The sequence below is a fragment of the Polaribacter sp. BM10 genome (assembly GCF_002005425.1).
Lineage (GTDB): Bacteria > Bacteroidota > Bacteroidia > Flavobacteriales > Flavobacteriaceae > Polaribacter > Polaribacter marinaquae.
In genome coordinates this window covers 1523270-1549166 of record NZ_CP019704.1, presented here as the reverse complement: position 1 = coordinate 1549166, position 25897 = coordinate 1523270, and the positions used below count along the sequence as shown (strand labels likewise).

20 protein-coding genes are annotated in these 25897 nt (G+C 30.7%); 6 read left to right on the top strand and 14 right to left on the bottom strand.

From position 1 onward, the window contains the following. The 4 genes from arsS to BXQ17_RS06965 form a co-directional block, all read right to left on the bottom strand. Positions 1 to 1056, bottom strand: coding sequence for an arsenosugar biosynthesis radical SAM (seleno)protein ArsS (gene arsS / locus BXQ17_RS06980; protein ID WP_077809921.1), 1056 nt, complete (start codon positions 1054 to 1056; stop codon positions 1 to 3). 205 nt (positions 1057 to 1261) lie between these two features. After that, a complete protein-coding gene (locus tag BXQ17_RS06975) occupies positions 1262 to 1597 on the bottom strand; it encodes an arsenosugar biosynthesis-associated peroxidase-like protein (RefSeq protein ID WP_077809920.1) in 336 nt (111 codons plus the stop codon). Between the two features lie 69 nt (positions 1598 to 1666). Further along, on the bottom strand, positions 1667 to 2377 hold the full coding sequence (locus BXQ17_RS06970) for a DUF547 domain-containing protein (protein WP_077809919.1): 711 nt from the start codon (positions 2375 to 2377) through the stop codon (positions 1667 to 1669). A 47-nt stretch (positions 2378 to 2424) separates the two neighbouring features. Next, on the bottom strand, positions 2425 to 3108 hold the full coding sequence (locus tag BXQ17_RS06965) for a queuosine precursor transporter (protein ID WP_077809918.1): 684 nt from the start codon (positions 3106 to 3108) through the stop codon (positions 2425 to 2427). A 169-nt stretch (positions 3109 to 3277) separates the two neighbouring features. On the opposite strand from BXQ17_RS06965, the gene fabD reads away from it, so the two are divergent. Together fabD and BXQ17_RS06955 are read left to right on the top strand one after the other, a co-directional pair. After that, positions 3278 to 4162 (top strand): ACP S-malonyltransferase, encoded by an 885-nt coding sequence (fabD, locus tag BXQ17_RS06960; protein ID WP_077809917.1) that lies wholly within the window; start codon positions 3278 to 3280, stop codon positions 4160 to 4162. Positions 4163 to 4399: 237 nt separating this feature from the next. Next, positions 4400 to 8440: a T9SS type A sorting domain-containing protein gene (locus tag BXQ17_RS06955; protein WP_077809916.1), complete on the top strand. Its 4041-nt coding sequence runs from the start codon at positions 4400 to 4402 to the stop codon at positions 8438 to 8440. Positions 8441 to 8523: 83 nt separating this feature from the next. On the opposite strand, the gene BXQ17_RS06950 is transcribed toward BXQ17_RS06955, so the two are convergent. From BXQ17_RS06950 to BXQ17_RS06935, 4 genes are all read right to left on the bottom strand, one after another. Further along, positions 8524 to 11358, bottom strand: a complete 2835-nt coding sequence (locus BXQ17_RS06950; protein ID WP_077809915.1) for a pitrilysin family protein — start codon at positions 11356 to 11358, stop codon at positions 8524 to 8526. Between the two features lie 114 nt (positions 11359 to 11472). Next, positions 11473 to 11667 (bottom strand): hypothetical protein, encoded by a 195-nt coding sequence (locus BXQ17_RS06945; RefSeq protein WP_077811377.1) that lies wholly within the window; start codon positions 11665 to 11667, stop codon positions 11473 to 11475. 280 nt (positions 11668 to 11947) lie between these two features. Further along, on the bottom strand, positions 11948 to 12961 hold the full coding sequence (gene galE / locus BXQ17_RS06940; protein WP_077809914.1) for a UDP-glucose 4-epimerase GalE: 1014 nt from the start codon (positions 12959 to 12961) through the stop codon (positions 11948 to 11950). A 9-nt stretch (positions 12962 to 12970) separates the two neighbouring features. Then, complete coding sequence (locus tag BXQ17_RS06935) at positions 12971 to 14134, bottom strand: DegT/DnrJ/EryC1/StrS aminotransferase family protein (protein WP_077809913.1); 1164 nt, start codon at positions 14132 to 14134, stop codon at positions 12971 to 12973. A gap of 74 nt (positions 14135 to 14208) precedes the next feature. Here BXQ17_RS06935 and BXQ17_RS06930 point away from each other — a divergent pair, with 74 nt between their 5' ends. Together BXQ17_RS06930 and BXQ17_RS06925 are read left to right on the top strand one after the other, a co-directional pair. Next, positions 14209 to 16590 (top strand): penicillin acylase family protein, encoded by a 2382-nt coding sequence (locus BXQ17_RS06930; protein WP_077809912.1) that lies wholly within the window; start codon positions 14209 to 14211, stop codon positions 16588 to 16590. Positions 16591 to 16639: 49 nt separating this feature from the next. Next, positions 16640 to 17230: an alkylphosphonate utilization protein gene (locus tag BXQ17_RS06925; protein WP_077809911.1), complete on the top strand. Its 591-nt coding sequence runs from the start codon at positions 16640 to 16642 to the stop codon at positions 17228 to 17230. 147 nt (positions 17231 to 17377) lie between these two features. On the opposite strand, the gene BXQ17_RS06920 is transcribed toward BXQ17_RS06925, so the two are convergent. Continuing rightward, positions 17378 to 18478: a DUF4407 domain-containing protein gene (locus BXQ17_RS06920; protein ID WP_077811376.1), complete on the bottom strand. Its 1101-nt coding sequence runs from the start codon at positions 18476 to 18478 to the stop codon at positions 17378 to 17380. A gap of 167 nt (positions 18479 to 18645) precedes the next feature. Here BXQ17_RS06920 and BXQ17_RS06915 point away from each other — a divergent pair, with 167 nt between their 5' ends. After that, positions 18646 to 18861, top strand: a complete 216-nt coding sequence (locus BXQ17_RS06915) for a hypothetical protein (protein ID WP_077809910.1) — start codon at positions 18646 to 18648, stop codon at positions 18859 to 18861. Between the two features lie 179 nt (positions 18862 to 19040). Here the strand turns inward: BXQ17_RS06915 and BXQ17_RS06910 are convergent, their stop codons facing one another. Both BXQ17_RS06910 and BXQ17_RS06905 read right to left on the bottom strand, forming a co-directional pair. Continuing rightward, the gene (locus BXQ17_RS06910; RefSeq protein WP_187661442.1) at positions 19041 to 20228 is read right to left on the bottom strand and encodes a pyridoxal phosphate-dependent aminotransferase; all 1188 of its coding nucleotides are present in this window, start codon (positions 20226 to 20228) and stop codon (positions 19041 to 19043) included. A gap of 29 nt (positions 20229 to 20257) precedes the next feature. Then, positions 20258 to 21349, bottom strand: coding sequence for an acyl-CoA desaturase (locus tag BXQ17_RS06905; protein WP_077809909.1), 1092 nt, complete (start codon positions 21347 to 21349; stop codon positions 20258 to 20260). Positions 21350 to 21472: 123 nt separating this feature from the next. Here BXQ17_RS06905 and rsmG point away from each other — a divergent pair, with 123 nt between their 5' ends. Continuing rightward, the gene (gene rsmG, locus BXQ17_RS06900) at positions 21473 to 22102 is read left to right on the top strand and encodes a 16S rRNA (guanine(527)-N(7))-methyltransferase RsmG (protein WP_077809908.1); all 630 of its coding nucleotides are present in this window, start codon (positions 21473 to 21475) and stop codon (positions 22100 to 22102) included. A 4-nt stretch (positions 22103 to 22106) separates the two neighbouring features. On the opposite strand, the gene BXQ17_RS06895 is transcribed toward rsmG, so the two are convergent. The 3 genes from BXQ17_RS06895 to lysS form a co-directional block, all read right to left on the bottom strand. Beyond that, positions 22107 to 22802 carry a hypothetical protein gene (locus BXQ17_RS06895; RefSeq protein ID WP_077809907.1) on the bottom strand — a complete coding sequence of 232 codons (696 nt, stop codon included), beginning with the start codon at positions 22800 to 22802 and terminating at the stop codon, positions 22107 to 22109. A 26-nt stretch (positions 22803 to 22828) separates the two neighbouring features. Next, entirely contained in the window at positions 22829 to 23746 is a 918-nt protein-coding gene (locus BXQ17_RS06890; RefSeq protein WP_077809906.1) for a glutaminase, read from the bottom strand. Positions 23747 to 23875: 129 nt separating this feature from the next. After that, positions 23876 to 25570 carry a lysine--tRNA ligase gene (lysS, locus tag BXQ17_RS06885; protein WP_077809905.1) on the bottom strand — a complete coding sequence of 565 codons (1695 nt, stop codon included), beginning with the start codon at positions 25568 to 25570 and terminating at the stop codon, positions 23876 to 23878. Positions 25571 to 25897: the final 327 nt, after the last annotated feature.

Sequence of the window (25897 nt, the reverse complement as noted above, 5' to 3'; positions counted from 1 at the left end):
TTACGCTACAACTCCTTGGCAACTACTTCCTGCACCGGCGGTACAACCATAACAATGCTGATTGATAATAATATTTCTGTTTTGAAGCAACTCCTCATTATAATCAGAAACGTGCTTTACCTTACTTGCTACTTTTAAATTTAGCATTTGGTTAAAATCACAATCGTACAACCAACCGTCCCAACTTATAGAAATAGTGTTTGTACACATTACATTTTCTACGGCAGCAGGATTGTAAGCATCTAATAAAGAATGCATATAATCTTCGTAATTATCCGAAGCAATTAAATAATCTAAAAAACGACTAATTGGTAAATTTGTAATGGCAAATAAACTATGAAAATCGATATCAAAATCGGCTTTTAGAGCTTTCTTAAAATCGTTTTCTAAAGCCATTTGATCTCCTGGTAAAAAGGCTCCTGATGGATTGTAAACCAAATCTAATTTTAAATCAGAACCAGGCATCCCATAACCCACAGCATTTAATTCTTGTAAAGCTTTAATCGATTTATCAAAAACACCATCTCCACGTTGTTTGTCTGTTTTACCTCGCGTCCAATGAGGCATCGAAGAAACAACATGTACATTATGTTTTTTAAAAAACTCTGGTAAATCGTAGTACTTTTTATTAGCTCTAATAATGGTTAAGTTAGAACGTACAATAAAATCTTTAATACCTGCTTTTGCAGCCTCTTCTACAAACCACCTAAAATTAGGATTCATTTCTGGTGCACCACCAGTTAAATCTAGCGTATGTGCTTCTGTTTTTTTAATTATTTCTAAACACTGTTGCATGGTTTCTACCGTCATGATTTCTTTACGATCTGGACCCGCATCTACATGACAATGCTCGCAAACTTGGTTACACATATAACCTAAGTTTATTTGTAAAATTTCTAATTTTTTAGGACGTAAAGGAAACTGATTTGTTTCTTTAATTTTTGCAGCAAAAGTTGGTAATTCACCATTTGCAAATATGCCGCTAGAAAGAATTTCCATTTGACGAGACGTATTTGCAATATCGTTGTTTCTTGCTTTTAATGATTTTGTAGCCATATATTTTTGATGTTCAGTTAGCAGTTTCTTAGTTGTGTAAACTAATGCTGTAAACTGTTTGCTTATTTAGCTTCTTTTTAAAATTAAAAATTGTTCGCAGTATTTACGAAGAAATTTCTGTCTTGGTTTTTTAAATTAGAGATTCCGTTAAAAAGCGGAACAATTGACCTCTAAATTTTTGCAAAAAGCAAAAACTTTAGGCTGCTTACATTTCTAATTTATTCACTTTATTCATCATTTGCACACCGTGTACTAAAGTAGCACCACTTTTAATGGCAGCACCCACATGTATGGCTTCCATCATTTCTGGTTTTGTAATACCACGTTGCAAACCATCTTTAGTGTAAGCATCTATACAATACGGACATTGTTCTGTATGTGCAACGGCTAAGGCAATTAAAGATTTTTCGCGAGCAGTTAACGCACCCTCTTCAAAAACTTTACCGTAATAATCAAAAAATTTATTTCCTAATTCTTCGCTCCATTCTGTTATTTTACCAAATTTTCTTAAATCTGATGCGTCGTAATATGTTTTAGACATTCTTTGTTTTTTAGAATTGAAATTGAAAGATACAAATAGTTTTGAAACAAAAATAGTATTTTCGAAAGGCTATTTTTCGTTCAAGCTCCAATCGTAATTTAAGTAACTGATTTTTGCCTTTTTATTGATTTTGATATCAGCATATTTATTTAAATAATCGATAACAGTACCCTCTTTTGTAAAATCGTCTTTAAACCAATTAAAGATTGAAGAAATTTTTACTTTTTTCTCAGATAGTTTGTTTCTAGAGCTATCATTTACAAAATCTTTCATTAATTTTTCTAGAGCACTATAAATATTTTCTTCAGTGAAAGCCATATTAGCTAATTTTGGACACGAGCCAGATGCACAATTTACACCTACATGAATTCTTGGGTCGAATAAGTTTTTACGTAAAATTTCATGTTCTATTTGGTCTAAAGTATAAGTCTTACTACCAACTTTGGCAAAGGGAATTTTCCAAGCAGTTTTTCCATCTTCTTTAATATCGGTAATACTTTTTAATGGGTAATTGTCTAAAATTATTTTTAAAGTATAAGCATTATAGGCATTTATCCAAAAAGCTTTTTGTTTAGCAACAGACCAAGAAGAAGTTGGTTTTGTTTCTTCTAAGTAAGAAATGTATGTGTTTAATTTTGCCTCGTCTGCTTTTAAGTTTTTATAATTTACCAAACCTTGTTTAGAAACATGTGTTTCTAATAAATTATTAAAAATAGAAGTTTGTGCTTGTAATTGCATATAGCTAAAAGAGACGAAAAGGAAGAATGCTAGTTTTTTCATTTTTATAAATTGTTTGTACTTTTTTAGACGCAGTAATTTTAATTCAATTACAAAATTTCTTCTCCAATTTTTAAATGAAACCTTTTTCGAAATAAATAAACCAAGCCATATAATAGCGGAGTATCTAATGCTGCTACAATAACTTTGAATAAAAAGCCACTAATTAGTAAGCTAGTAAATATAGACCAAGGTAAAATTTTAAAAGAAGATAATAAAAATAGCACTGTAAAAGTGTCTATAAATTGCGAGGCAAAAGTAGAAAAGTTGTTGCGTAACCAAAGGTGTTTACCATTGGTTTTCTTTTTCCAGAAATGAAAAATTTTGATGTCTACAAATTGCGCACACAAATAAGCCATCATCGAAGCAAAAACAGCAAGCCGAGAGAGACCAAACACTTTATGAAATTCATTATTATTGATAGGAGAGTTCTCTATTGCAGGAGCAAAATCTGCCACTAAAATAATCAACATCGAAAAAAACGAGGCAAAAATACCAGCAATTACTACTTGGTTCGCTTTCTTTTTACCATAAATTTCTGATAAAATATCTGTGATTAAAAAAGTAATGGGATACGGCAAGATACCAACAGAGATTTCGAATCTGTATATTCCAAAAGGTTCCCAATAAAAAAACTTTTGAAAAATTAAATTTGAAGCAACCAAAGAAGCGATGAATAATGCAGCAAGTACAAGATAAATAGTATCGGCTAATTGTTTGTCTTTTTCTTTCATATGAACGAAGGTACTAAATATTAGTTTTGTTTTATAAAAAAATAAATAGATTAAACAAAAATAGAATTACTTTCAAATGCCTCCAAGTTTTAACCTTATAAAATCACGGTTTTATAGTCTCTAATAAAAAGGTTATTTTTGCCCCACAAACAACAAAAAAAGAATAAAAATGAAAGCATATATTTTTCCCGGACAAGGAGCTCAATTTACAGGAATGGGGTTAGATTTGTACGAAAAATCTGCATTAGCACAAGAATATTTCGAAAAAGCAAATGACATATTAGGGTTCTCGATTACTGATATTATGTTCGAAGGAACTGCAGAACAATTAAAAGAAACAAAAGTTACGCAGCCTGCTATTTTTTTACATTCGGTAATTTTAGCAAAAGTTTTAGGAGATTCTTTTAAACCAGAAATGGTTGCAGGACATTCTTTAGGTGAATTATCTGCTTTAGTTGCCAACGGAGTTTTATCTTTTGAAGACGGATTGACATTGGTTTCTAAAAGAGCTTTGGCAATGCAAAAAGCTTGTGAAATTGCGCCGTCTACAATGGCAGCAGTTTTAGGTTTGGCAGATGATGTTGTAGAAGAAACTTGTGCAGCCATAGATGGGGTAGTAGTTGCTGCAAATTACAATTGCCCAGGACAACTAGTGATTTCTGGAGAAATTGAAGCGGTAGAAAAAGCTTGTGAAGTTTTAACAGAAAAAGGAGCAAGAAGAGCATTGATATTACCAGTTGGAGGTGCATTTCACTCACCAATGATGGAGCCCGCAAGAGAAGAATTAGCCGCTGCAATTAAAGCTACAACTTTTAGTGAGCCAACCTGTGCGGTATATCAAAATGTAGTTGCAAAAGCAGTTACAAATCCAGAAGAAATTAAAGAGAATTTAATTGCACAATTAACTGCGCCAGTAAAATGGACACAGTGTGTACAAGCTATGATTGCTGATGGAGGAACAGAGTTTATAGAAGTAGGACCAGGTAAAGTTTTACAAGGTTTAATGCGTAAAATAGATAGAAGTGTTGCTGCGAGTGGGGCTATTTTTGAATAAGAAAACATTAAAAATCTATATGAAACCCGAGCATTTTGCTCGGGTTTTTTGTTTTTATGGAATAATACCTAAAAGTAAGGGTGTTTTACCTTGAAGTAAAAAGGTGTTAAGAGCTTAATTTTGTTTTATGAAATTATGTCTGCCGATTGTAAAATAAATTCTATGTTCTATAAGAATTCTGCATTTTAAAAGGCTTTTACGGATGTCATATTTGATTGTTAATTTTAAAATATAATTATGAAAACAAAATTATTTTTATTCTTATTTGTTGCTTTTTTAAATAGTAGTTTGTTTGAAAGCATTAGTAAAAAAAGTAGTTCAAACTCTTTAACCACAACAGCTATTGCAGACTCGAATTTTGAACAAGCGTTAATTAATTTAGGTTATGATTCTGGTACTGTAGATGGTAGTGTGTTAACTGCTAACATTAGTGGAGTAACCACTTTAACTTTACAGTATTTGGGTATTACAAGGTTAGATGGTATAGAAGATTTTACAGCTTTAGAAGAATTTTCTTTTTATGGTAATGAAACTGCTTTAACAGATGTAGATTTATCTTCTAACACAAATTTAAAAACACTTAGAATTAATGGATTCACAAATCTTACCAATTTAAATATTACAGGGTTATCAAGTTTAATAGAGTTGAGTGTAACCACCTCTAATATGATGAATAGTCTTGATTTTACTGGGGTAGATAACTTAGAAAAATTACACCTACAAAACTTAACCACTTTAGCATCTATAAATGTTACAAATTTAATTAGTTTAAAAGAGTTTTCTACTTCAGGTTTGGTAGCAATTACATCTTATGACTTATCTACTTTAGTAGCTTTAGAAAATTTATTGATTACTAATAACAATTTATTAACCTCTGTAAATTTAAAAACAGGGATAACTGCAAATATTTCTTATGTACAATTTCAAGGTAATGATTTGTTAACATGTGTAGAAGTTGATGCAGGTGTTCCTATTATGGGGATGTCAACTTGGAATCAAAATAATGGAGCCATATTTAATGAAGACTGTAACAATCCCTCAACCTATGTGCCAGATGATAATTTTGAAGCTTTCTTAGAAGCAAACGCTATGGGAAATGGTGTTTTAAATGATGACAAAGTAACTACGTCTAATATTAATACTGTAAGTAATTTAAACATTTCAAATCAATCTATTTCAGATTTAACAGGGATTCAAGATTTTACGGCTTTAGTAGAATTGAGTGCGAGTTCTAATAACTTAACATCTGTTGATGTAAGTGATAATGTTTTACTGGAGAATCTATTCTTAAACTCTAATAGTTTAATAACTATTTCTGTTGCAAAAAATTTGGCTTTAAAGCAACTTTGGTTAAGAGAAAATAATTTAACTGATTTAGATGTTTCTAAAAATACGGCATTAGAATGGTTAGTTTGTAGCAAAAATAATATTGAAAGTTTAGATTTGAGTTTAAATGTTAATGCGAGCTTTTTAGAGTTACATACTAATAATTTAAGTGTTTTAAACTTAAAAAATATTGCAAATACTACAATCTCTTATTTTGACGCTCAATTGAACCCGAGTTTAACTTGTGTTCAGGTAGATGATGCTGCTTATTGGACTGCAAATTTTTCAAATCAAGTAGATGGTTCAGCCTCTTTTAGTACAGATTGTATGTATCCAACTACAAGTGTACCAGATACAGCATTTGAAAATTATTTAGAAACGCACGATAGAGATGGTAATGTTGTTGCTCTAGGTGACTTAGCAAGTATGGGAAATGGAACTGCAAATGATGGAGAGGTGTATACTCATAGAATTAATACAGTTACTAGATTAAGCGTATCAAATATTGGTTTAAGTTTATTAACAGGTTTAGAAGGTTTTAGAGATTTAGAAAACTTTGGAGCTTTTGGAGGAAATCCAGGGTTAATAACAGCAGATTTTTCTAACAATACAAAATTAAAAAGAATTACCTTTTCTCTAAATTCTAATGCAACATCTATAACTTTTGGAAATTTACCTGATGTAGAATATGTGCAATTGGGTTATAATAACATTTCAAATGTTGATATATCAGGATTACCAAATTTAGAAGAATTTAAAGAATTCGATGGGAAAATTAACTCCCTGGATACTTCTGGCAACCCAAATCTAAAGATATTATCTATAATAGGCTCTGATGTCAATAGTTTAGATCTTTCTGCAAATACAAATTTAGAGACACTTAATATTGTTTCAAGTCAATTAATTAATTTAAACCTTAACAGTAATTTAAATTTGGTAAATTTAGATGTATCTAATAATAGTATTACTAGTTTAGATCTTTCAAAGAATAAAAAAATAGAGACATTAAATCTAAGTAATAATCAATTAGCTTCTCTTAATTTAAAAAATAGTTTTAATACCTTAATTAACACAGTTGTTAATCCTTTAGCGTTTAATATTACGAACAACCCAAGTTTAACCTGTGTTGAAGTTGATGATGCAACCTATTCTAATACAAATTGGACAAGTAAAGATGCTCAACATGTTTATAATACAAGTTGTAGCTCACAACAAATAACATTGATACCTGATCCAGTTTTTGAACAAATATTAATCAATTTTAATATAGACTCTGATGGGGTTGTTAATGGACAGGTATTTACATCTGATATTGAATATGTTGGAACTTTATATCTTTATTGTACATCTAATTGTAGCAGTAGTACAACACCAAAAATTACTGATTTAACAGGTATTGAAGATTTTACAAGTCTTATTACCCTCGAAGCTGGAAATAATTCAATTGCAGGGAGTTTAAACTTGTCAAATAACACAAATTTGACTCATATCAGGGTTCAAAATAATTTAATAACTAATTTAATTCTTGGTAATAATTCAAATCTTAAAGAAATTAGAGCACAAGGTAATAAAATTTCAGCTATTGATGTAAGTGGTAATGTAAATTTAGAAGAGATTAATCTCGACTCAAACTCTTTATCAACTATAAATTTAAACCAAAATACAAATTTAACAAAGTTATATTTAAATAATAATATGCTTACAACATTAGATATAACTAATAATAATTTGTTAGGTAATTTACATATTAATAATAATCAAATAACAAGTGTTGATTTAACCAATAAACTAAATTTAAGTTCATTTAAGGCTGAAAATAATTTGCTTTCAGGGCAAATAGATTTTAGCAATAATACTAAATTAGTATATGTTCATTTAAATAATAATCAATTAAATACTTTAGATTTAAGTGCTTCAGTTGGTCTTCGTTTATATGAAATAAGAGTTGCTAATAACTCTTTAGTTTCACTTAATTTAGATAACGGTTATTCTCAATCAGGTGGGCCATTAAGTTTTGATACCAGAAATAATTTAAATCTTAAATGTATTCAAGTACCAGATGTGTCTTTATATCAGTGGGTAACAGATATTGATCCTCACACCTCTTTCAACACAGACTGCTCAACAGTTTGGTCTGTAATGACAAATCCAGCAACAACAGCTGCATTATTAGCAGTTGCAGGATTAGATGCCGACAATGATGGAGAAATAACCATAGCAGAAGCAGCAGCATATACAGGTACATTAGATTTAAGCGGTTCAGGTATTGCAGATGTAGAAGGTTTGGCAGCATTTACAGGAATTACCACCTTAGACGTTTCAGGAAATGGAATTACAGATTTAAGTCCGCTAACAGGTTCTAGTTTTAATACCATTGCTAAATCTACAGGTAAAACTAAAATTGTACAAAAAACAACAACAATGGCTTTACAAACCTTAATTGCAAGTAATAATAATTTTGATGTTTTAGATATTAGTAGTTTGTCTAATTTAACAACTGTAGATGTTAGTAACAATCCTAATTTAGTTACATTAAATATGCAAAACGGAAATAACGCAAATATTACTTCTTTTACGGCTTCAAACACACCTAATTTAACTTGTATTTTAGTAGACGATATAAATGCAAGTTATTTGTCTACTTGGTCTAAAGATACTAAAAGTGAGTTTGTTGCAGATGCTACAGATTGTAGATCAAAAGTACTTTCTTTAGAAAATATAGACTTAGATACCAATATTGTTTTTTATCCAAATCCTGTAAATGATATTTTAAGTATAAAGTTAAGCGAAGGATTAAACCTACAAGAGGTTAAGGTGTATTCTTTATCAGGTAAAAATGTTATGAAATCTAATAAATCTACTTTAGATTTTTCGAGATTGTCTAAAGGTTTTTACTTGGTGAAAATTATCACAGATAAAGGAGTATCTGGTAAAAGAATTATAAAAAATTAATGTTCTTTTGAATTGGTTAATAATAAAAATCCCAATTTCAAAAATATTGAAATTGGGATTTTTTATGCTTATAAATTAAGATTTTAATTCTTAATTTTCTTTTGTCTTTCGTTCAATAAAACCGGTTCACCATAACCTAATTCTTTCATTCTTTCTAATTGTGTTTCTGCATCACCAACAACCAACCAAATCATTTTATTAGGATTTACGTATGTGTTTGCCAATTCAGAAATTCTTTCTTTAGTCATGTTATTTACGGTTTTTTCTCGATCGCTTATATAATTTGCTTTCATACCGTAATTTGCAATATTAGATAACATTCTTAGTTTAGCACCAGCAGTTTCGAAAGCTCTGGCATTACTTTTAATTAAGAAACCTTTGGTTGTTTCTAAATCTTTATCAGAAAATGTTGTAGGATACTCTTCTAAAATTTTCTTAACTGCTTGTGCAGATTCTAAAGTAACATTAGAACGTACACCACTAGAAATTGTAAACGTACCTTTTGCTTTTGTTCCTGAAAAACCAGAACGAATGCCGTAAGTATATCCTTTTCCTTCTCTTAATTCTTGCGTTAAACGAGACGCAAAACCACCACCACCAAGAATGTAATTCATTACAGATGCTGCGTAGTAATCTTTATCTGTTGCCGCTAACGCTGGTGCGCCAAATTGTAAAACAGATTGTTTTGCATTTGGTATATCATAAAAATATACTACTGGCTTGGTAGGAGCTTCTGGTGTTTTATATGTTGGAATTGTAACAGGTTTAGCATTCCAATTTGTGTTTAAAGAGGCTAATGAATTTACCACAGCATCTTCTGTAATGTCACCAACAATCAACATTTTTGCTACAGAAGGAGAAATGTAATTGTTATAGTATTCTTTTAAATCTTCAATAGAGATGTTTTCTACTGATGAAATTGTACCTAATGTGTTTTTAGATCGGATGTTGTCTTCACCATAAATTAGAGTATTGTATGCATTTCTTGCAACCGAGTTTGGACTTGCTTCTTGTTGTCTTAAATTAGAAATAGTCGCTTTTTTAAGTAATGCAAATTCTGTTTCATCAAACCTTGGTTTTAATAACATTTCTTCTGCTAAAGCCAAAGTTTTTGTATAGTTTTTAGCTAAAGTTGTTCCGCTTAAAGTAATGTTTTCTTTAGTTGCGTAAATGTAGATAGAAGCACCTAATTCTTGAATAGCTTCTTCTAATTGTTGTACGCTTTTGTTTTTAGTTCCTTTATTTAATAAGTCTGCAGTTAAATTAGCAACCCCCAATTTATCTAAAGATTCTAATAACTGTCCACCATCAATAGTCAAGTTAAAACGCACTAAAGGAACTTCATTATTTTCGATCCCGTAAATTTTTAAACCATTTTCTAAACCTGCTTCGTAAACTTTTGGAACTGCTAATGAGGGTGCTTTACCATATTCTGGTTCTGTACTTCTATCGAAAGAAGATGGAGTTTTTTTATAAGTAGCTGCAATTTTAGGGTCAAAAGTTTCTTCTGCGCCATTCACAATTTTTTCTTCAACAACATCTGCTAGAGTAGAGCCTTTAAGAGCAAGTTCTGCGCTATTTCTAGGAACAAAACTAGTTGCTATGTAGTTTTTATCTTTAATGTACGTATTGTAAACACGCATAACATCGTCTTTAGTAACTGCTAATGTTTTTTTAATGTCTTCTGTGGCAAAACCAGGATTGCCTAAATAGGTGTTGTTAGATGCTAAGTTAGAACCTTTTCCTAAGACACTCGATAAACCTAAGTAAAATTGAGTTTCTTGTCCTGCTTTTATTCTTTGTAAATCCTTATCAGAAATACCTTCAGATTCAAACTTAGCAAACCCCTTTTCTATACCAGATTTTACTTCATCTAAATTTTTACCATTAAAAGCTCTTACAATTAATTGAGTTTCACCAGCCAATTCAGATGCGTAATTGTACATTACTGTATTAGATGTTAATTTTAAATCGTCTACTAAAACAGCGTTAAGTGGTGCAGATTTTCCGTCTGATAAATACTGAGTTAAAACTTCTAAAGCGTAAGAATCTTCGTGATACATTTCTACACTTGGCCAAACCATTGTTAATTGTGGCACTCTTGCAAAATTGTCTTCGTAATATAAAAACTTTGTTTCCTTTACTTCACCTGGTTTTTTTTCTAAAGCAGGAATTTCTTCGCCTTTAGGAATTTCATCAAAATATTTATGAACCCATTTTGTAGCTTCTTCAATATTAATATCTCCAGAAAGTACTAAAGTAGCATTATTTGGCACATACCATTTCTTATAAAAATCTTTTACATCTTGTAAAGTTGCATTTTGTAAATCTTCTAAAGAACCAATTACTTGCCAATTGTAAGGATGATTTTTTGGATACAAATTCTTACCAATTACGTATTGGTTGTGTCCGTATGGTCTATTATCTACACTTTGTCTTTTTTCGTTTTTTACAACTTGTTTTTCTTTTGCTAAAACAGGTTCTGTAACCGTATTTATAAAATACCCAAGTTTATCTGCCTCTGCCCAAATCATTTTTTCTAAAGCATCTTTTGGCACTGTTTGTAAGTAGTTTGTTCTGTCTCTAGAAGTAGAGCCATTAGCCCCAGAACCACCAATTCTTGCACTCATTTTATCTAAACCACCTTTTCCTAAGTTTTCTGATTCTAGAAATAGTAAGTGTTCAAATAAATGAGCAAAACCTGTTCTACCTTCTTTTTCTCTTGCAGAACCAACATGAACCATTAGTTCTACTGCAACAACAGGATCTGATTTGTCTACATGAAAAATTACATCTAAACCATTGTCTAATTCGATTTTTTTGTAATTAACACGAAGCTCTTTTGTTTTTTCTTTGGAAGAATTGTTACAAGCTATAAAACTTGCAATTGCTATAAAAGCAATACATATTTTTTTCATTTTAGTTGATTTTAAGACTTTAAAGTTACTAAAATAGAAAGTGAAGATTTATTGTTTTGCTGTTAAATTAAAACTAAAAAAAATCTCAAAACATTTGTTTTGAGATTTGATCTTTTATTTAGCTAAAACACAATCGCTACAATCTTTTATTTGACCGTAATATGTTTCTCTATATTTATGTACCGTTTTAATAGGTATTACGTTTAAAATTGTTTTTTTAATGTAAGTTACGTTTGTGTGAAGTCTACCCATTTTTGGTGTGTAACGCTTTTCTAAACGTGTTTTTCTTTTAATTTTAATCAGTTTCATGTTTTCTAGTATCATTGTAATTAATATACTGCAAAGTTAGAGCGATAAAAAAGCGATGTCAATTTAGAAGTGTTAAAATCCTAAGATAAACGCTAGAAATAAGAATCTGAAAATAGAAGTTGGTTGCAATTGTAAATATGATAATGCTAGCGGAATATAATTGTCATATAAAAACTCATTTTTGGTTAATTTTTGATAAAAAACACAAAAAATCACTATAAATTAACATAAAATACGTCAATTTATAGTGATTTCTTCTAGAATTTGTTTTTTAAAAAAGCTATTTATTTTGTTGCTGTTGCCATTTCCAGGCAGATGCTAATGCTTCTTCTAAAGATTTTTCTGTTTGCCAATTTAATTCTTTATTGGCAATAGTTGTATCTGCATAAGCTGCTGTAATATCACCTTCTCGTCTGCCAACAATTTTGTAATTTAAAGATTTTTTAGCGGCTTTTTCAAAAGCTTTTATTACTTCTAAAACAGAACTTCCTGTACCTGTGCCAACATTAAAATACTCAAATTTTTCTTTATTGTTTTTCTCTAACAGACGTTGTAATGCTGCAATATGTGCTTTGGCTAAGTCAACCACATGAATATAATCTCTTACTGCTGTACCGTCTGTTGTATTGTAATCATCACCAAAAACTGATAATTCTTTTCTTATTCCTGCTGCGGTTTGTGTAACATACGGAATTAAATTTTGAGGAACACCAATAGGCAGCTCACCAATTTTAATACTTTCATGTGCGCCTATAGGGTTAAAGTAACGCAAAGCAATTGCATTTAAACCATGCGCTTTGCATGTTTCTTGTATAATTTCTTCTCCTATTTGTTTGGTGTTTCCGTAAGTAGATTCCGCTTTTTTTACAGGTGCATTTTCGGTAATTGGTAATTCATCTGCTTGCCCATATACAGTACAAGAAGAAGAAAAGATAAAGTTATCGATATTTCTATCTCGCATTTCTTGCAAAATGTAAACCAGACTACCAATGTTGTTTTCGTAATAATCTAAAGGATTTTGAACACTTTCTCCAACAGCTTTAAAAGCTGCGAAATGAATAATCCCGTCAACTTTATTGTTTTTAAAAAAATTATTTACATCGCTTTTAATACGTAAATCAATTTGATGAAACTCTGGTTTAGTACCAGTTATATCAGCAATATTATCTAAAACACTAAGTGTTGTGTTCGATAAATCGTCTATAATAACTACTTCAAAACCTTTATTTTGAAGTTCTACAACTGTATGTGAACCAATAAAACCTAAACCACCTGTAACCAATATCTTTTTCATAGAAAGTTGTTATTTGATAAAGTTATTTATTGTATTTGTAATAAATTCTAATTGTTCTGTATCTAATTCTGTGTGCATTGGTAAAGAAATTACCGTTTGAATTAGCTTGTTAGTAACAGGAAAATCCGTTTCATTATATCTATCGTCTTTGTATGCTTTTTGTGCGTGTAAAGCAACAGGGTAATAAATTGCATTCGGTATACCGTTGTCTAACAAGTGCTTGTGTAGTTCATCTCTTTTACCATTTGTAATTTGCAATGTGTATTGATGAAAAACATGACAATCACAAACATCACAAATTTCACCACAACTGTTAGTCGCGTTCGATTTTGTGGTTGGTGTAATAATATTAGGATTGTTTGCAAATGCTTTGTTGTAAAATCTAGCAGCATTTCTTCTTGCATTGCAATAACTATCTAAAAGCGGTAATTTTGCTTTTAAAACGCCCGCTTGTATAGAATCTAATCTAGAGTTTACACCAACTACATCATGGTAATAACGTGTATACATTCCGTGATTTACAATTCCTCTAATTGTATGTGCAAGTGCATCATCATTTGTAAAAATAGCACCGCCATCTCCGTAACAACCTAAGTTTTTAGAAGGAAAAAATGAGGTTGTACCTACATTACCAATAGTACCTGCTTTTTGTTTTTTACCATTTTTAAAAGTATAATTTGCACCAATTGCTTGTGCATTATCTTCAATAACAAACAAATTATGTTCTTTTGCAATTTCCATTACTGCATCCATATTGGCAACTTGTCCAAATAAATGAACCGGTACAATGGCTTTTGTTTTTGGTGTAATTGCTTTTTTTAATGCATCTATATTAATATTAAAAGTATCTTCATCTACATCAACTAAAACTGGTGTTAGTTTTAATAGCGCAATTACTTCTACAGTTGCAGCAAACGTAAAATCTGCTGTTATAACTTCATCACCTTGTTCTAGACCTAAGCCCATCATTGCTATTTGCAATGCATCTGTACCATTTGCACAAGGTATTACGTGTTTAACACCTAAATATTTTTCTAAATCTGCCTGAAATTCATGAACTAAAGGACCATTAATATAAGCCGATGTATTTAGTACTTGTTCTATAGAATTATTTACAGAGTCTTTAATTTTTGCATACTGACCTTGAAGGTCTACCATTTGAATTTTTTTCATGAAGTATGATTTAATAATCAGTTTCAAAAATACAATTTAAATCTATTATCTTTGGATTTATGAAACACATTTCGATGAAAATTATCAAAAAAACCGTAGCTATTTTAATTGTTATAATAATAAGTTTAGGAATAGCAAGTTGGATTTATTTTAATAGTTTAAAACCAACATACAATGGCGAAATTCAATTAAAAAATACAACAAAAGATGTAGCGGTTTATTTTGATGAAATAGGTGTGCCACACATAACAGCAGAAAACCAAAAAGATGCATATGTGGCTTTAGGTTATGTGCATGCGCAAGATAGATTGTGGCAAATGGAACTGATTAGAAGAATTGCTGCCGGAAGGTTGGCTGAAATTTTCGGAGAAAAGTTAATACGCACAGATAAACTATTTTCTGGTTTAGGAATCGAAGAAGCATCAGAAGAAACAATACAAAATTTAGATAAGAATTCTGAAGCTTATAAAATGGCTATGGCTTATTTAGACGGAATAAATCAATATATAGAAAACGGAACAACACCGATAGAATATCGATTGGTTGGCGTAAAAAAAGAAAAATATACGCTAAAAGATATGTATAATGTATTTGGTTATATGGCTTTTAGTTTTGCAATTGCGCATAAAACAGATCCAATGCTTAATGAAATTAAAGAAAAATTAGGTAGCACATATTTTAATGAATTGATTGGTGTAGAAGATAAAAATTTAACACTAATTCCTAACGAAAAGAATGCAGAAATAACAGGTGCTTTTTCAGAAGCAATGCAAAATCTTACAGCAGTATTGCCAATAGCTCCTTTTATTGGAAGTAATTCTTGGGTTATTGGCGCAGATAAAACAAAAAACGGAAAGGTAATTTTTGCAAACGATCCTCATATTGGTTATTCGCAACCTTCTGTTTGGTATCAAGCACATATAAAAACTCCAAATTATGAAATGTATGGTTTTCATTTGGCATTAGTTCCTTTTCCTCTTTTAGGACATAATAAAGATTACGCATATGGTTTAACAATGTTCGAGAACGATGATATCGATTTTTATATTGAACAGAACAACCCAGAAAATGAAAACCAATATTTGTACAAAAATGAAGTCCTAAATTACAAGAAAATTGAAAAAACATTAAAAGTTAAAGACGCTAATGATTCTTTGTACACAATAAAAGTTAGTAAACATGGGCCGTTAATGAACGGAATTATAGACCAATTGCAAACAGAAAAACCAATAGCAATGCAATGGATTTATACCATGTTAGAAAACCAAATAATGGATGTTGCTTATGAAATTTCTCATGCAAAATCTTTATCAGATTTTAAAAAGGGGGCAAGTAAGCTGCATGCGCCTGGTTTAAATATGATGTACGGAGATGCTAAAAATAATATTGCATGGTTTGCTTCTGGTAAATTGTATAATTACAGAGATTCTTTGTACACAAAAACATTTTTAAACGGATCTTCTGGTACAGATGAGATTTTAAATTATATAGATTTTGATGAAAATCCGCAAGCCATTAACCCTACAAGTAATTATGTATATTCTGCAAATAATCAACCAGATTCTATTCAGAATAAATTATATCCTGGTTATTATTTAGTAGAAGATAGAGCTAAAAGAATAGAAAATTTGTTAACTCCTAAAAACGATTGGTCTAAAGAAGATGTTGCAAAAATGCTTATGGATGTTACATCGCCCGTTATACCAGAAATTTCTAAGGATTTAATAGCAGCATTAGATCAAAGTGATTTTTCTGCAAGTGAAAAAACAGCCGTTGCTATTTTAAATAAATGGCAAGGTAATTTCGATAAAGAAGAAGTTGCGCCTACAATTTATAATAGATTTATTTACGAGTTTCAAAAAAATACTTTTGCAGACGAAATGCAAAAAGGATATTTTCAATTTATAAACACGCCTTTTGTAGAAAAAGTGTTGCCCGTTCAAGCAAAAAGAGAAAATTCTGTTTGGTGGGATAATGTGAATACTGTTAATAAAATAGAAACCAAACAAGAGATAGTTACTACATCATTTAAAAAAGCATTTCAGTTTTTAGAAAATCAATTAGGAGCCAATGTTGCTGGCTGGAAATGGGAAAGAGTACTAACCGTAGAACACAAACATGCTGTTGGCGAAGTAGCTTTGCTTAGAAAATACTTTAATGTTGGCCCGTTTAGAACCAATGGCGGAGACCAAGTAATAAACAATCAAATTTACGATATCGATTCTACAGGATATTACAAAGTAAAAGCAGGACCATCTACAAGAAGAGTTGTCGATTTTTCTGATGTAGAAAATAGTTTGGCTATTATACCAACAGGTCAATCTGGTCGTGTATTTAGCAAGCATTATAAAGACCAAGCCCAAAAATACTTAAATGGCGAGTATGTAAAAATGATGCTAAATCAAACAGAAATTAAAAACAGTAAAAATCTTTTAATCTTAAAAGTGCAGCAGTAATTAGTATAACTAATTTTAAAATGTACTTTTGCTGTATAAAAAATAAATAATGAGTTTACAACAAGAATTAGAAAGCAGAAGCGGTAACCAATGCGAATTATGTACTGCAACAAATAATTTATCAATTTACGAAGTAAAACCAACTTCTACAGGTGGTGTAGATGGTAGTTTGTTAGCTTGCGAAACTTGTATAACTCAAATAGAAAATCCAGAAGCTACAGATGCCAATCATTGGCGTTGTTTAAATGATGCTATGTGGTCTGAGCACAGAGCTGTAAAGGTTGTTGCTTGGAGAATGCTTTCTCGTTTAAAAAACGAAGGTTGGCCACAAGATTTGTTAGATATGATGTATTTAGAAGATGACGATTTACGTTACGCTAAAGAATCTGGAGATCATTTAGACGAAAGTGAAAAAATTATTCATAGAGATGCCAATGGTGCTATTTTACAAGCCGGAGATTCTGTTGTTTTAATTAAAGACTTAAAAGTAAAAGGTTCTAGTATGGTTGCCAAACAAGGTACAGCAGTTCGCAGAATTTCTTTAGATCACGAAAATGCAAAATATATAGAAGGTAAAGTAGGGCCAACACAAATTGTAATTATTACAGATTACGTTAAAAAAATGGCAGAAAAAGAGTAAGCAGCTTCGAGTAAATTTCTTAAAGAAAATTGTATCGAGAAGTTGGGCGTTACCTTTCAGGTCGCGCTTTTCACTATATCTTTTTTTCGTACCTCAAAAAAGGATGCCGTTGCAATCGCTAACGCAACTACCTGCTAACAAATAGCATTACAACATTTTTTGTTGCTTTTTATAAAAAGAATCGGCTTGCAATTTCATTAAATCGCGAGCCATTTTTTGTTTGTATTTATACAACTCTTCTTCTTCGGCCATATCTTTATAGACTTTATTATTCAAGTCTATATCAGCAGCCAACATTACTTCTCTTTGGTGTACTTGTTGTTGCACCCAAGTTTTAATAGCAGATTCTTGTTCTTCTAGTTTAAAATCATATTCACCTTTCGGAGCAATTAACTTTGCAAAAATTGGCGATGTTTCTATGGCTAAAAACAACAAGAAAATAAAAAATGATGGCAACCAAGGCAATTTGTTTAATGCATTTACTCGAGCCATCAAACCGTCAAAATTTGCAATGATGGGTTGTGTTTTAGACTCATTTAATTTCTGATTTTCAATTAAAGCGGCAATTGCTAATTCTTTGGTTTCTATTTTTGCAGCATTGTCTTTTTTAAGTTGGTTTAATTCAGCTAAAGCAGTATCGTGTTTTTCTCTTTTTTCTTTATAGACAGGTCCTTTACCTAATAGTTTGGTTCCTTTTCTTCCTTCTGCTTCGGCAATATAAGTGTCATATAACGCATTAGTAATAATTTCTTTTTCGACGATTTCAGTTTTTAAAGCATCGATTTCGCTATTAATTTTAGCGATTTCCGGATTAAATTGTGCGGCTATTTGAGTTTTGTTATCTAAAGTCATTTGATTTTTTTCTGTTAACAAAACCTGATTGATCTCTTTTTCGAATAACTTTAATTCTAGTGGTTTAGAAATAACTATTGCAATAATAATTGCCAATATAATTCTTGGTGATGCTTGTAAAAACTCTTTCCATTTAGAATCTCTTTTTTTAATTGTAGCCACTATAAATCTGTCTAAATTAAAAATTAGCAAACCCCAAACTACTCCAAAAATAAGAGCAGTAAAAACAGTATCGAAAACAGTATATAACGCATAACTTGCAGAAATTGTAGCCATAATTGCTGTAAAAAATACAGTTGCACCAATACCAACATATTTATTTTGCTCTCCGTCGGCACAATTATTTAGAAGATTTTTATCTGCACCAGAGCAAATAATAAAGAATTTTTTAAGCATAAGATGCAATTTAGTTGTTGATAGAAAATTTTTATCAATTTTTTTCTCGTTGTCGTAAACCATCAACGCTAGAAAAATGAATTTATTTTACTTTTTAGAAACTTTTAGTCTGTAACAAAGAGTGTTAGATGTCGTCTTCTTAGTATAAATCAATAAAACCAAATACCATGAAATATTTACAATCAACTACCGTATTAGAAAGAGGAATTTTAACTTCTAGTTATAAGAAAGTAATAAAAAATAGTATTGTTAGAGAAAAAGGAAAGTCTATTTCTAAAATAAAAAGCTTTGTTTTTAATCATCAAACAAGACAAGAAAGTCAAACTGCAGTTATTTTACAAGTTTCTTTATTTGTATTTGCATTGGTTATGATTTCTATTTAATAGCTTATTTAAAATAGTTGGCAAGTATGCATGCGTGAAGGATTGCAGCATTTGTTTGAGCTCTTTTGTGAAGTATGAACAAAAAGCGAGTGCAAAAGCCTGACCTGAAAGGGCACGCTAAAACAAAAAAAAATCCATCTTAAAACAAGATGGATTTTTAAATAATTTATGTTTTGCTTTTAACTTAAAGCTTGTTTAATTCTTTTAATTGCTTCTCTTAACTGCAATTCTGATGCTGCATAAGACATTCTAATACAATTTGGCGCACCAAAGGCTTCACCAGTTACTGTTGCAACATTTGCTTTTTCTAGAATAAATAAAGAAAAATCGCTTGCATTTTCAATGGTAACACCGTCTATTGTTTTGCCAAAAAATGCAGAAATATCTGGGAAAACGTAAAAAGCACCTTCTGGTACATTTACTTTAAAACCTTCTATTTCTCTTAATAGACCAACAACAAGATCTCTACGAGTTCTAAATTCGTCTACCATATATTGTATTTTAGAAACTGGCGCTAATACAGCTGTAATTGCAGCTCTTTGCGCAATACAGTTTGTGCCAGAAGTAACTTGACCTTGCATTTTAGTACACGCTTTTGCAATCCATTCTGGGGCACCAATATAACCGATTCTCCAACCTGTCATGGCAAATGCTTTTGCTAAACCATTTACAGTTATTGTTCTATCGTACATGCTTTCTATGGCAGCAAAACTAAAAGGCTTTGCACCGTAGTTTATATGTTCGTAAATTTCATCTGATAATATATAAACTTGCGGATGGTTTTCTAATACAGCTGCTAAAGCTCTGTATTCTTCTTCGCTGTACATAGAACCACTTGGGTTGTTTGGCGAGTTAAAGAAAATCATTTTTGTTTTTGGCGTAATTGCACGTTCTAATTGCGCTGGCGTAATTTTAAAATCGTCGTCTATTGAAGACGGAATTTCAACAAATTTAGCCTGACTTAATATAGATATTGCAGAATAACTAACCCAATATGGTGCAGGTAATAAAACTTCGTCACCTGGGTTTAACAATACTTGAGCAACATTTGCAATAGACTGTTTTGCACCTGTAGAAACTACAATTTGATTTGGTTTGTAATTAATATTATTATCACGTTCAAATTTTGTGCAAATTGCTTCTTTTAACTCTAAATAACCGTCTACTGGCGTGTAAGAATTATAGTTTTGATTTACAGCTTCTATTGCCGCTTCTTTTATAAAGTCTGGAGTGTTAAAATCTGGTTCTCCTAAACTTAAACTTATAATATCTTTTCCTTCTGCCTTTAACTCTCTGGCTTTAGCAGCCATTGCTAATGTTTGCGAAACAGGTAAACTGTTAATTCTGTCCGATAATGGATGTTTCATTGTGTACTACTGTTAGTTGTGTGTTTTTGTTATGCTATTTCTGGGTTTTTTCCTAAAACTCCTAAGTGTCTAAAATGTTCTATAATTGCTTTACGCATGGTATCGTATTCATTATAAGGTAAATTAAACTCACTTGCAGTTTCTTTTACAATTTTAGCTAATTTATTATAATGTACATGAGAAATGTGTGGAAAAATATGATGTTCAACCTGATGATTTAAACCACCCGTATAGAAGTTTACCAACCAATTACTAGGAGCAAAGTTAGATGTGGTATATAATTGATGGACTGCCCAAGTGTGTTCTAAATTACCGTCTTTATCTGGTAATGGCATGTCTGTATTTGGTACAATGTGTGCTAATTGAAAAACCAAACTCAAAATCATACCAGCAGTATAATGCATTACAAAAAAGCCAATAATTACTTTCCACCAAGAAATATCTAATACTAAAATTGGTAAAGCAATCCATAGTGCATAATAGGCTATTTTCGAGATTACTAATTTTGTCCATTCTGTAGCAGGATTCGGAAATTTACCATAAGATAATTTTCTTTTTAAATACCTACGCATTTGTTTTACATCTGTAGTAATTGCCCAGTTTATTGTTAACAAACCGTATAAGAAAATAGAATAATATTTTTGAAATTTATGAATGTTAAACCATTTAGAATGTTGTGAAAAACGTATTATTCTACCAGCGTCAATGTCTTCGTCATGACCTTCTACGTTTGTGAATGTATGGTGTAAAACATTGTGTTGTACTTTCCAGTTGTACACGTTACCAGCTAAAATATAAATGCTGCTACCCATTAGTTTATTCACCCATTTTCTTTTAGAGAAAGATTCATGGTTAGCATCGTGCATAACATTCATACCAACGCCTGCCATACCAACACCTGTTAAAACCATTAATAAAGCCATTGCCCATTGTGGCATTGATACAGTTAAAACTAGTATAAACGGAATTAAAAATAGAGAAAACATAATAATTGCTTTTGAGTACAATTTCCAGTTTCCTGTTCTTTTAATATCGTTTTCTTTAAAATATGTATTTACTCTTTTGTTTAGAGTTCTAAAGAATTTAGCTTTATCGACTCTAGAGAAAGTTATTGTTTTCATTCAGTGTTTTAATATTGATTTGCAAAAATAATCTTTTTGAAATTGCTTTTTATGATAAACGTCAGGTTTTGTTACTAATTGTTTGTTAACAATAACTATTTTTGCAATTCAAACATTACAAAGATGGATATCATTCACAAATATTTTAAAAATTTATCAGAAACACAAATAACACAATTTAGCAAGTTGCAAGAATTGTATAAAGATTGGAATTTAAAAATTAATGTTGTTTCTAGAAAAGATATAGACGAGTTGTATTTACGCCACGTTTTACATTCTTTAGGTATTGCAAAAGTTATGCAGTTTAAACCAGGTTCTAAAGTTATGGATGTTGGTACTGGTGGTGGTTTTCCTGGAATTCCGTTAGCAATTTTATTTCCAGAAACTCAATTTCATTTAGTAGATTCTATTGGTAAAAAAATTAAAGTTGTAAATGAAGTTAAAGAAGGCTTAGGTTTAGAAAACGTAAAAACTTCGAATTGTAGAGTAGAAGAAATTAACGATACCTACGATTTTATTGTAAGTAGAGCAGTAGCACAAATGGAAACTTTTGTTGGTTGGACAAAAGGTAAAATTGCTAAAAAGCAAAATCACGATTTAAAAAACGGAATTTTATATTTAAAAGGAGGTGATTTGTCTGAAGAGCTTAAATTATATACTTCTGCAACAATTTATGATTTGCCAGATTATTTTGAAGAAGATTTTTTCGAAACAAAAAAAGTAGTGCATTTAGGCATGAAGTTTAAAGGCTAATCACCTAACAAATCATTAGTAAACGAGTTTGCCCTTTTTCTTTTGGCGCTCTGTGTATACAAGGTAAAACTTTACTTGTAGGATGATCTACAGCTAATTTCCAGAAATTTCCAATGCCCAAATTTGTAATTTGTGCGTTGGGATTTGCTTGGTAATGCAAATCAAAATAAAAATCTGATAAAAAAGTTTCAAAACCTTCTTCTTTACCGTTGTGTAATTTTAATAATTCTTTTCGTATTTCCGGAATCAAGATTTTTTGTGTTGCTTCAGAATTCGAAACAATTTCACTTGCTTCGCCGTAATAAGTACAAAGATAAGTTGCCGTTGGTATTGGCGATTTGTCTACGTGAAAAGAGTAAACATCCGTAGGAAAAAAAGGGTAACTATCATCTGCATCATAATTTTTTATGATATTTAAAACAGGTGCAGCTCCTTTTTCTTCTAACATTTTCATGTCATTTAAAAGTAATTCTCGGGCTACATTTCCTTTTGTACTCAATTTTAAAGCTGCTAAATCCTTTGCACTGATTACTGTAATTTTATCAGTACAAATTATTTTTTCTATTATTTCAGCAAAATTACCCTGTAAAGAACGCTGCAAACAAATTGCATTTACATCATCTTTAAAAGTAGTTTCTAAAAAAGAAGCAAAACTAAAAACTTCTTTAACGTTTTTGTTAATTTTTAAAGATGTACTCATTGAAATTTAAATCTGTATTAGTACTGTTAAAAAATAGAAGACGCTGTTTTTGTAGTAAAATTTTCTAAAAATAACATTCCTTTAAAAGAATTTCCTTTTTCATTTAATTTAGGGCTCCAAACAGCAATACAATATTTATCTGGATGAATCGCAACAATACCACCACCAACACCAGATTTACCTGGCAAACCAACACGAAAAGAAAACTCACCAGATTCATCATAAAAACCACATGTAAGCATTATTGCATTAATTCTTTTTGTTTGACTTTCAGTTATAATCGAGTTTCCTTTATGAGTTGTGTAATTATCTTCTGTTAAATACATAAAGATTTCTGTTAACTCTTTACACGTTAGTTCTAAAGAACAGATATGAAAATAAAAATCTAAAACATCATTTACATTGTTTTTAATGTTACCAAAAGATTTTATAAAATTACAAAGTGCAACATTTCTAAAACCAGTTCTTTTTTCTGATTCAGCAACTTTCTTGTTGTAATTAATATTGTAATTGTTTGCAATTTCTCTACAAAAATCTAAAAAATCTTCTTTTGGGTTTTTTAAATGACCAATTAATACATCGCAAATTACAATTGCACCAGCATTTATAAAAGGATTTCTTGGTATACCTTTATCAGATTCTAATTGTTGTAAAGAATTAAAAGGATTGCCAGAAGGCTCTACATCTACACGTTGCCACAAGTTTTCTCCTTCTAATTGATAAGCTAATGTTAATGATAAGATTTTTGAAATACTTTGGATAGAAAACTTCTTTTCAAAATCACCAACACCATAATTTTGTTTTTCGATAGTTGTAATGCTAATACCAAAATTTTCATCAGAAATACAACCTAACTCTGGTATATAGTTGGCAACTTTACCATTATCTTCTGAATTTTTTACATCAAGATAAATGTTTTCGATAATTTTTTTATAATCTGTCATTTATTAATATTTCTATTTATAGTAACAAACTTAGAGTAAAATTTATTAGTAGTCAACCTAGTTTTGGGTAAAAAAAAACAAGGAATTACAGCAATGTAATTCCTTGTTTTATATTGCTTTAAAGAACTTTTACAAAGCTTCTACAAACAAACCTTCGTCTGTTTTACTAACTTTTGCAACTTCTTTTTTAGTTAAGCCTTTAATTGTTTTATCCCATTTTTTATTAGATAAACCAGATTGTGCTTTTAAATCGTTTAAATCTATTTTTCCTGCTTTTTCAATCATAGCTAAAACCGCTTTTTCTTCGTCGTTTAACTCTATAGAAGGCGCTTTTTTCTCTGGTCTCATTTGAGGAAAGAAAAGTACTTCTTGTATAGATTGATTGTTTGTTAAAAACATAATTAACCTGTCCATACCAATTCCCATACCAGAAGTAGGAGGCATACCATATTCTAAAGAACGTAAAAAATCGTGATCTATAAATTCTGTAGCTTCATCGTCTCCTTTTTGAGCCAATTTAAGCTGATGTTTGAAACGTTCTCTTTGATCAATCGGATCGTTTAATTCTGAATATGCATTTGCAATTTCTTTACCGCAAACCATTAATTCGAAACGCTCTGTTAATTCAGGATTGTCTCTATGTTCTTTACAAAGCGGCGACATTTCTTTAGGATAATCTGTAATAAATGTTGGCTGAATGTAGTTTCCTTCACATTTTTCACCAAAAATTTCATCAATTAATTTCCCTTTACCCATTGTTTCATCAACAGGAATATTCATGCCTTTAGCAGCTTCTCTAATTTCATCTTCTGTTTTTCCTGTAATATCGAAACCAGTAAAATGCTTAATAGAATCTGCCATTGTAACTCTAGCATACGGTGCTTTAAAATCAATTTTATGTTCACCAAAAGTAGCTTCAGAAGTACCGTTAACCGCAATAGCACAATGTTCTAATAATTTCTCACAGAAATCCATCATCCAGTTGTAATCTTTGTAAGAAACATAGATTTCCATAGCTGTAAATTCAGGATTGTGTGTTCTGTCCATTCCTTCGTTTCTAAAGTTTTTAGAAAACTCATAAACACCATCAAAACCACCAACAATAAGTCTTTTTAAATATAACTCATTTGCAATTCTCATATATAAAGGTATGTCTAAAGAATTGTGATGTGTAATAAATGGTCTTGCCGCAGCACCACCAGGAATAGGTTGTAAAACTGGCGTTTCAACTTCAAAATAACCAGCATCATTAAAGAAAGAACGCATTGCATTAAACAATTTTGTTCTTTTAATAAAAACTTCTTTTACATGTGGGTTTACAACTAAATCTGCATAACGTTGTCTGTAACGCATCTCTGGATCTGTAAACGCATCATAAGTAACACCGTCTTTTACTTTTGGCATTGGTAAAGGCTTTAAAGCTTTAGATAATAACTTAAAATCTTTAACCATAACGGTTTTTTCACCAACTTTAGTTGTAAAAAGTGTTCCGGTAATTCCTACAAAATCTCCTAAATCTAATAATTTCTTAAAGACATTATTGTATAAAGATTTGTCCTCGCCAGTACAAATTTCGTCTCTATTAAAATAAAGCTGAATTCTACCTTCACCATCTTGTAACTGTGCAAAAGAGGCTTTACCTTGTATATTAATTACCATTAATCTACCTGCAATAACCACCTGTTTATCTTCCGCAAAGTTCTCTTTAATCTCTTTCGAATTGGTATCTACCGGAAATAATTCTGCAGGATAAGGGTTGATACCCAAATCTCTTAATTTTGTAAGCTTTTCTCTACGTACAACTTCTTGTTCTGATAATTGCATTTCTTATATATTAATGATAAATTTTTAAAGACTGCAAAGATACAATCTTTCAAGAATTTAACAATTGTAGATTTCAAGAAAATAATAAATATTTCTTGTAGATATCATAAAACGTTGTATATTTGCCCGCTACTTTTTGTTGAAGTAGCATTTAGTTGTGTTGTTTGGCACTTTATAAAAAGTGTCGTGGTTTTGTTAACCAATGGAAAGCTTCCCTTAAATGGGACGCTTTTTTTTTGCTCTAAACTAAACATTTTTTTTTTGAAGCTATTCCTGCTTTACGCACTCGCTTTTTTTTATTAAGAAAAATAATAAAAAAAGAGCTCA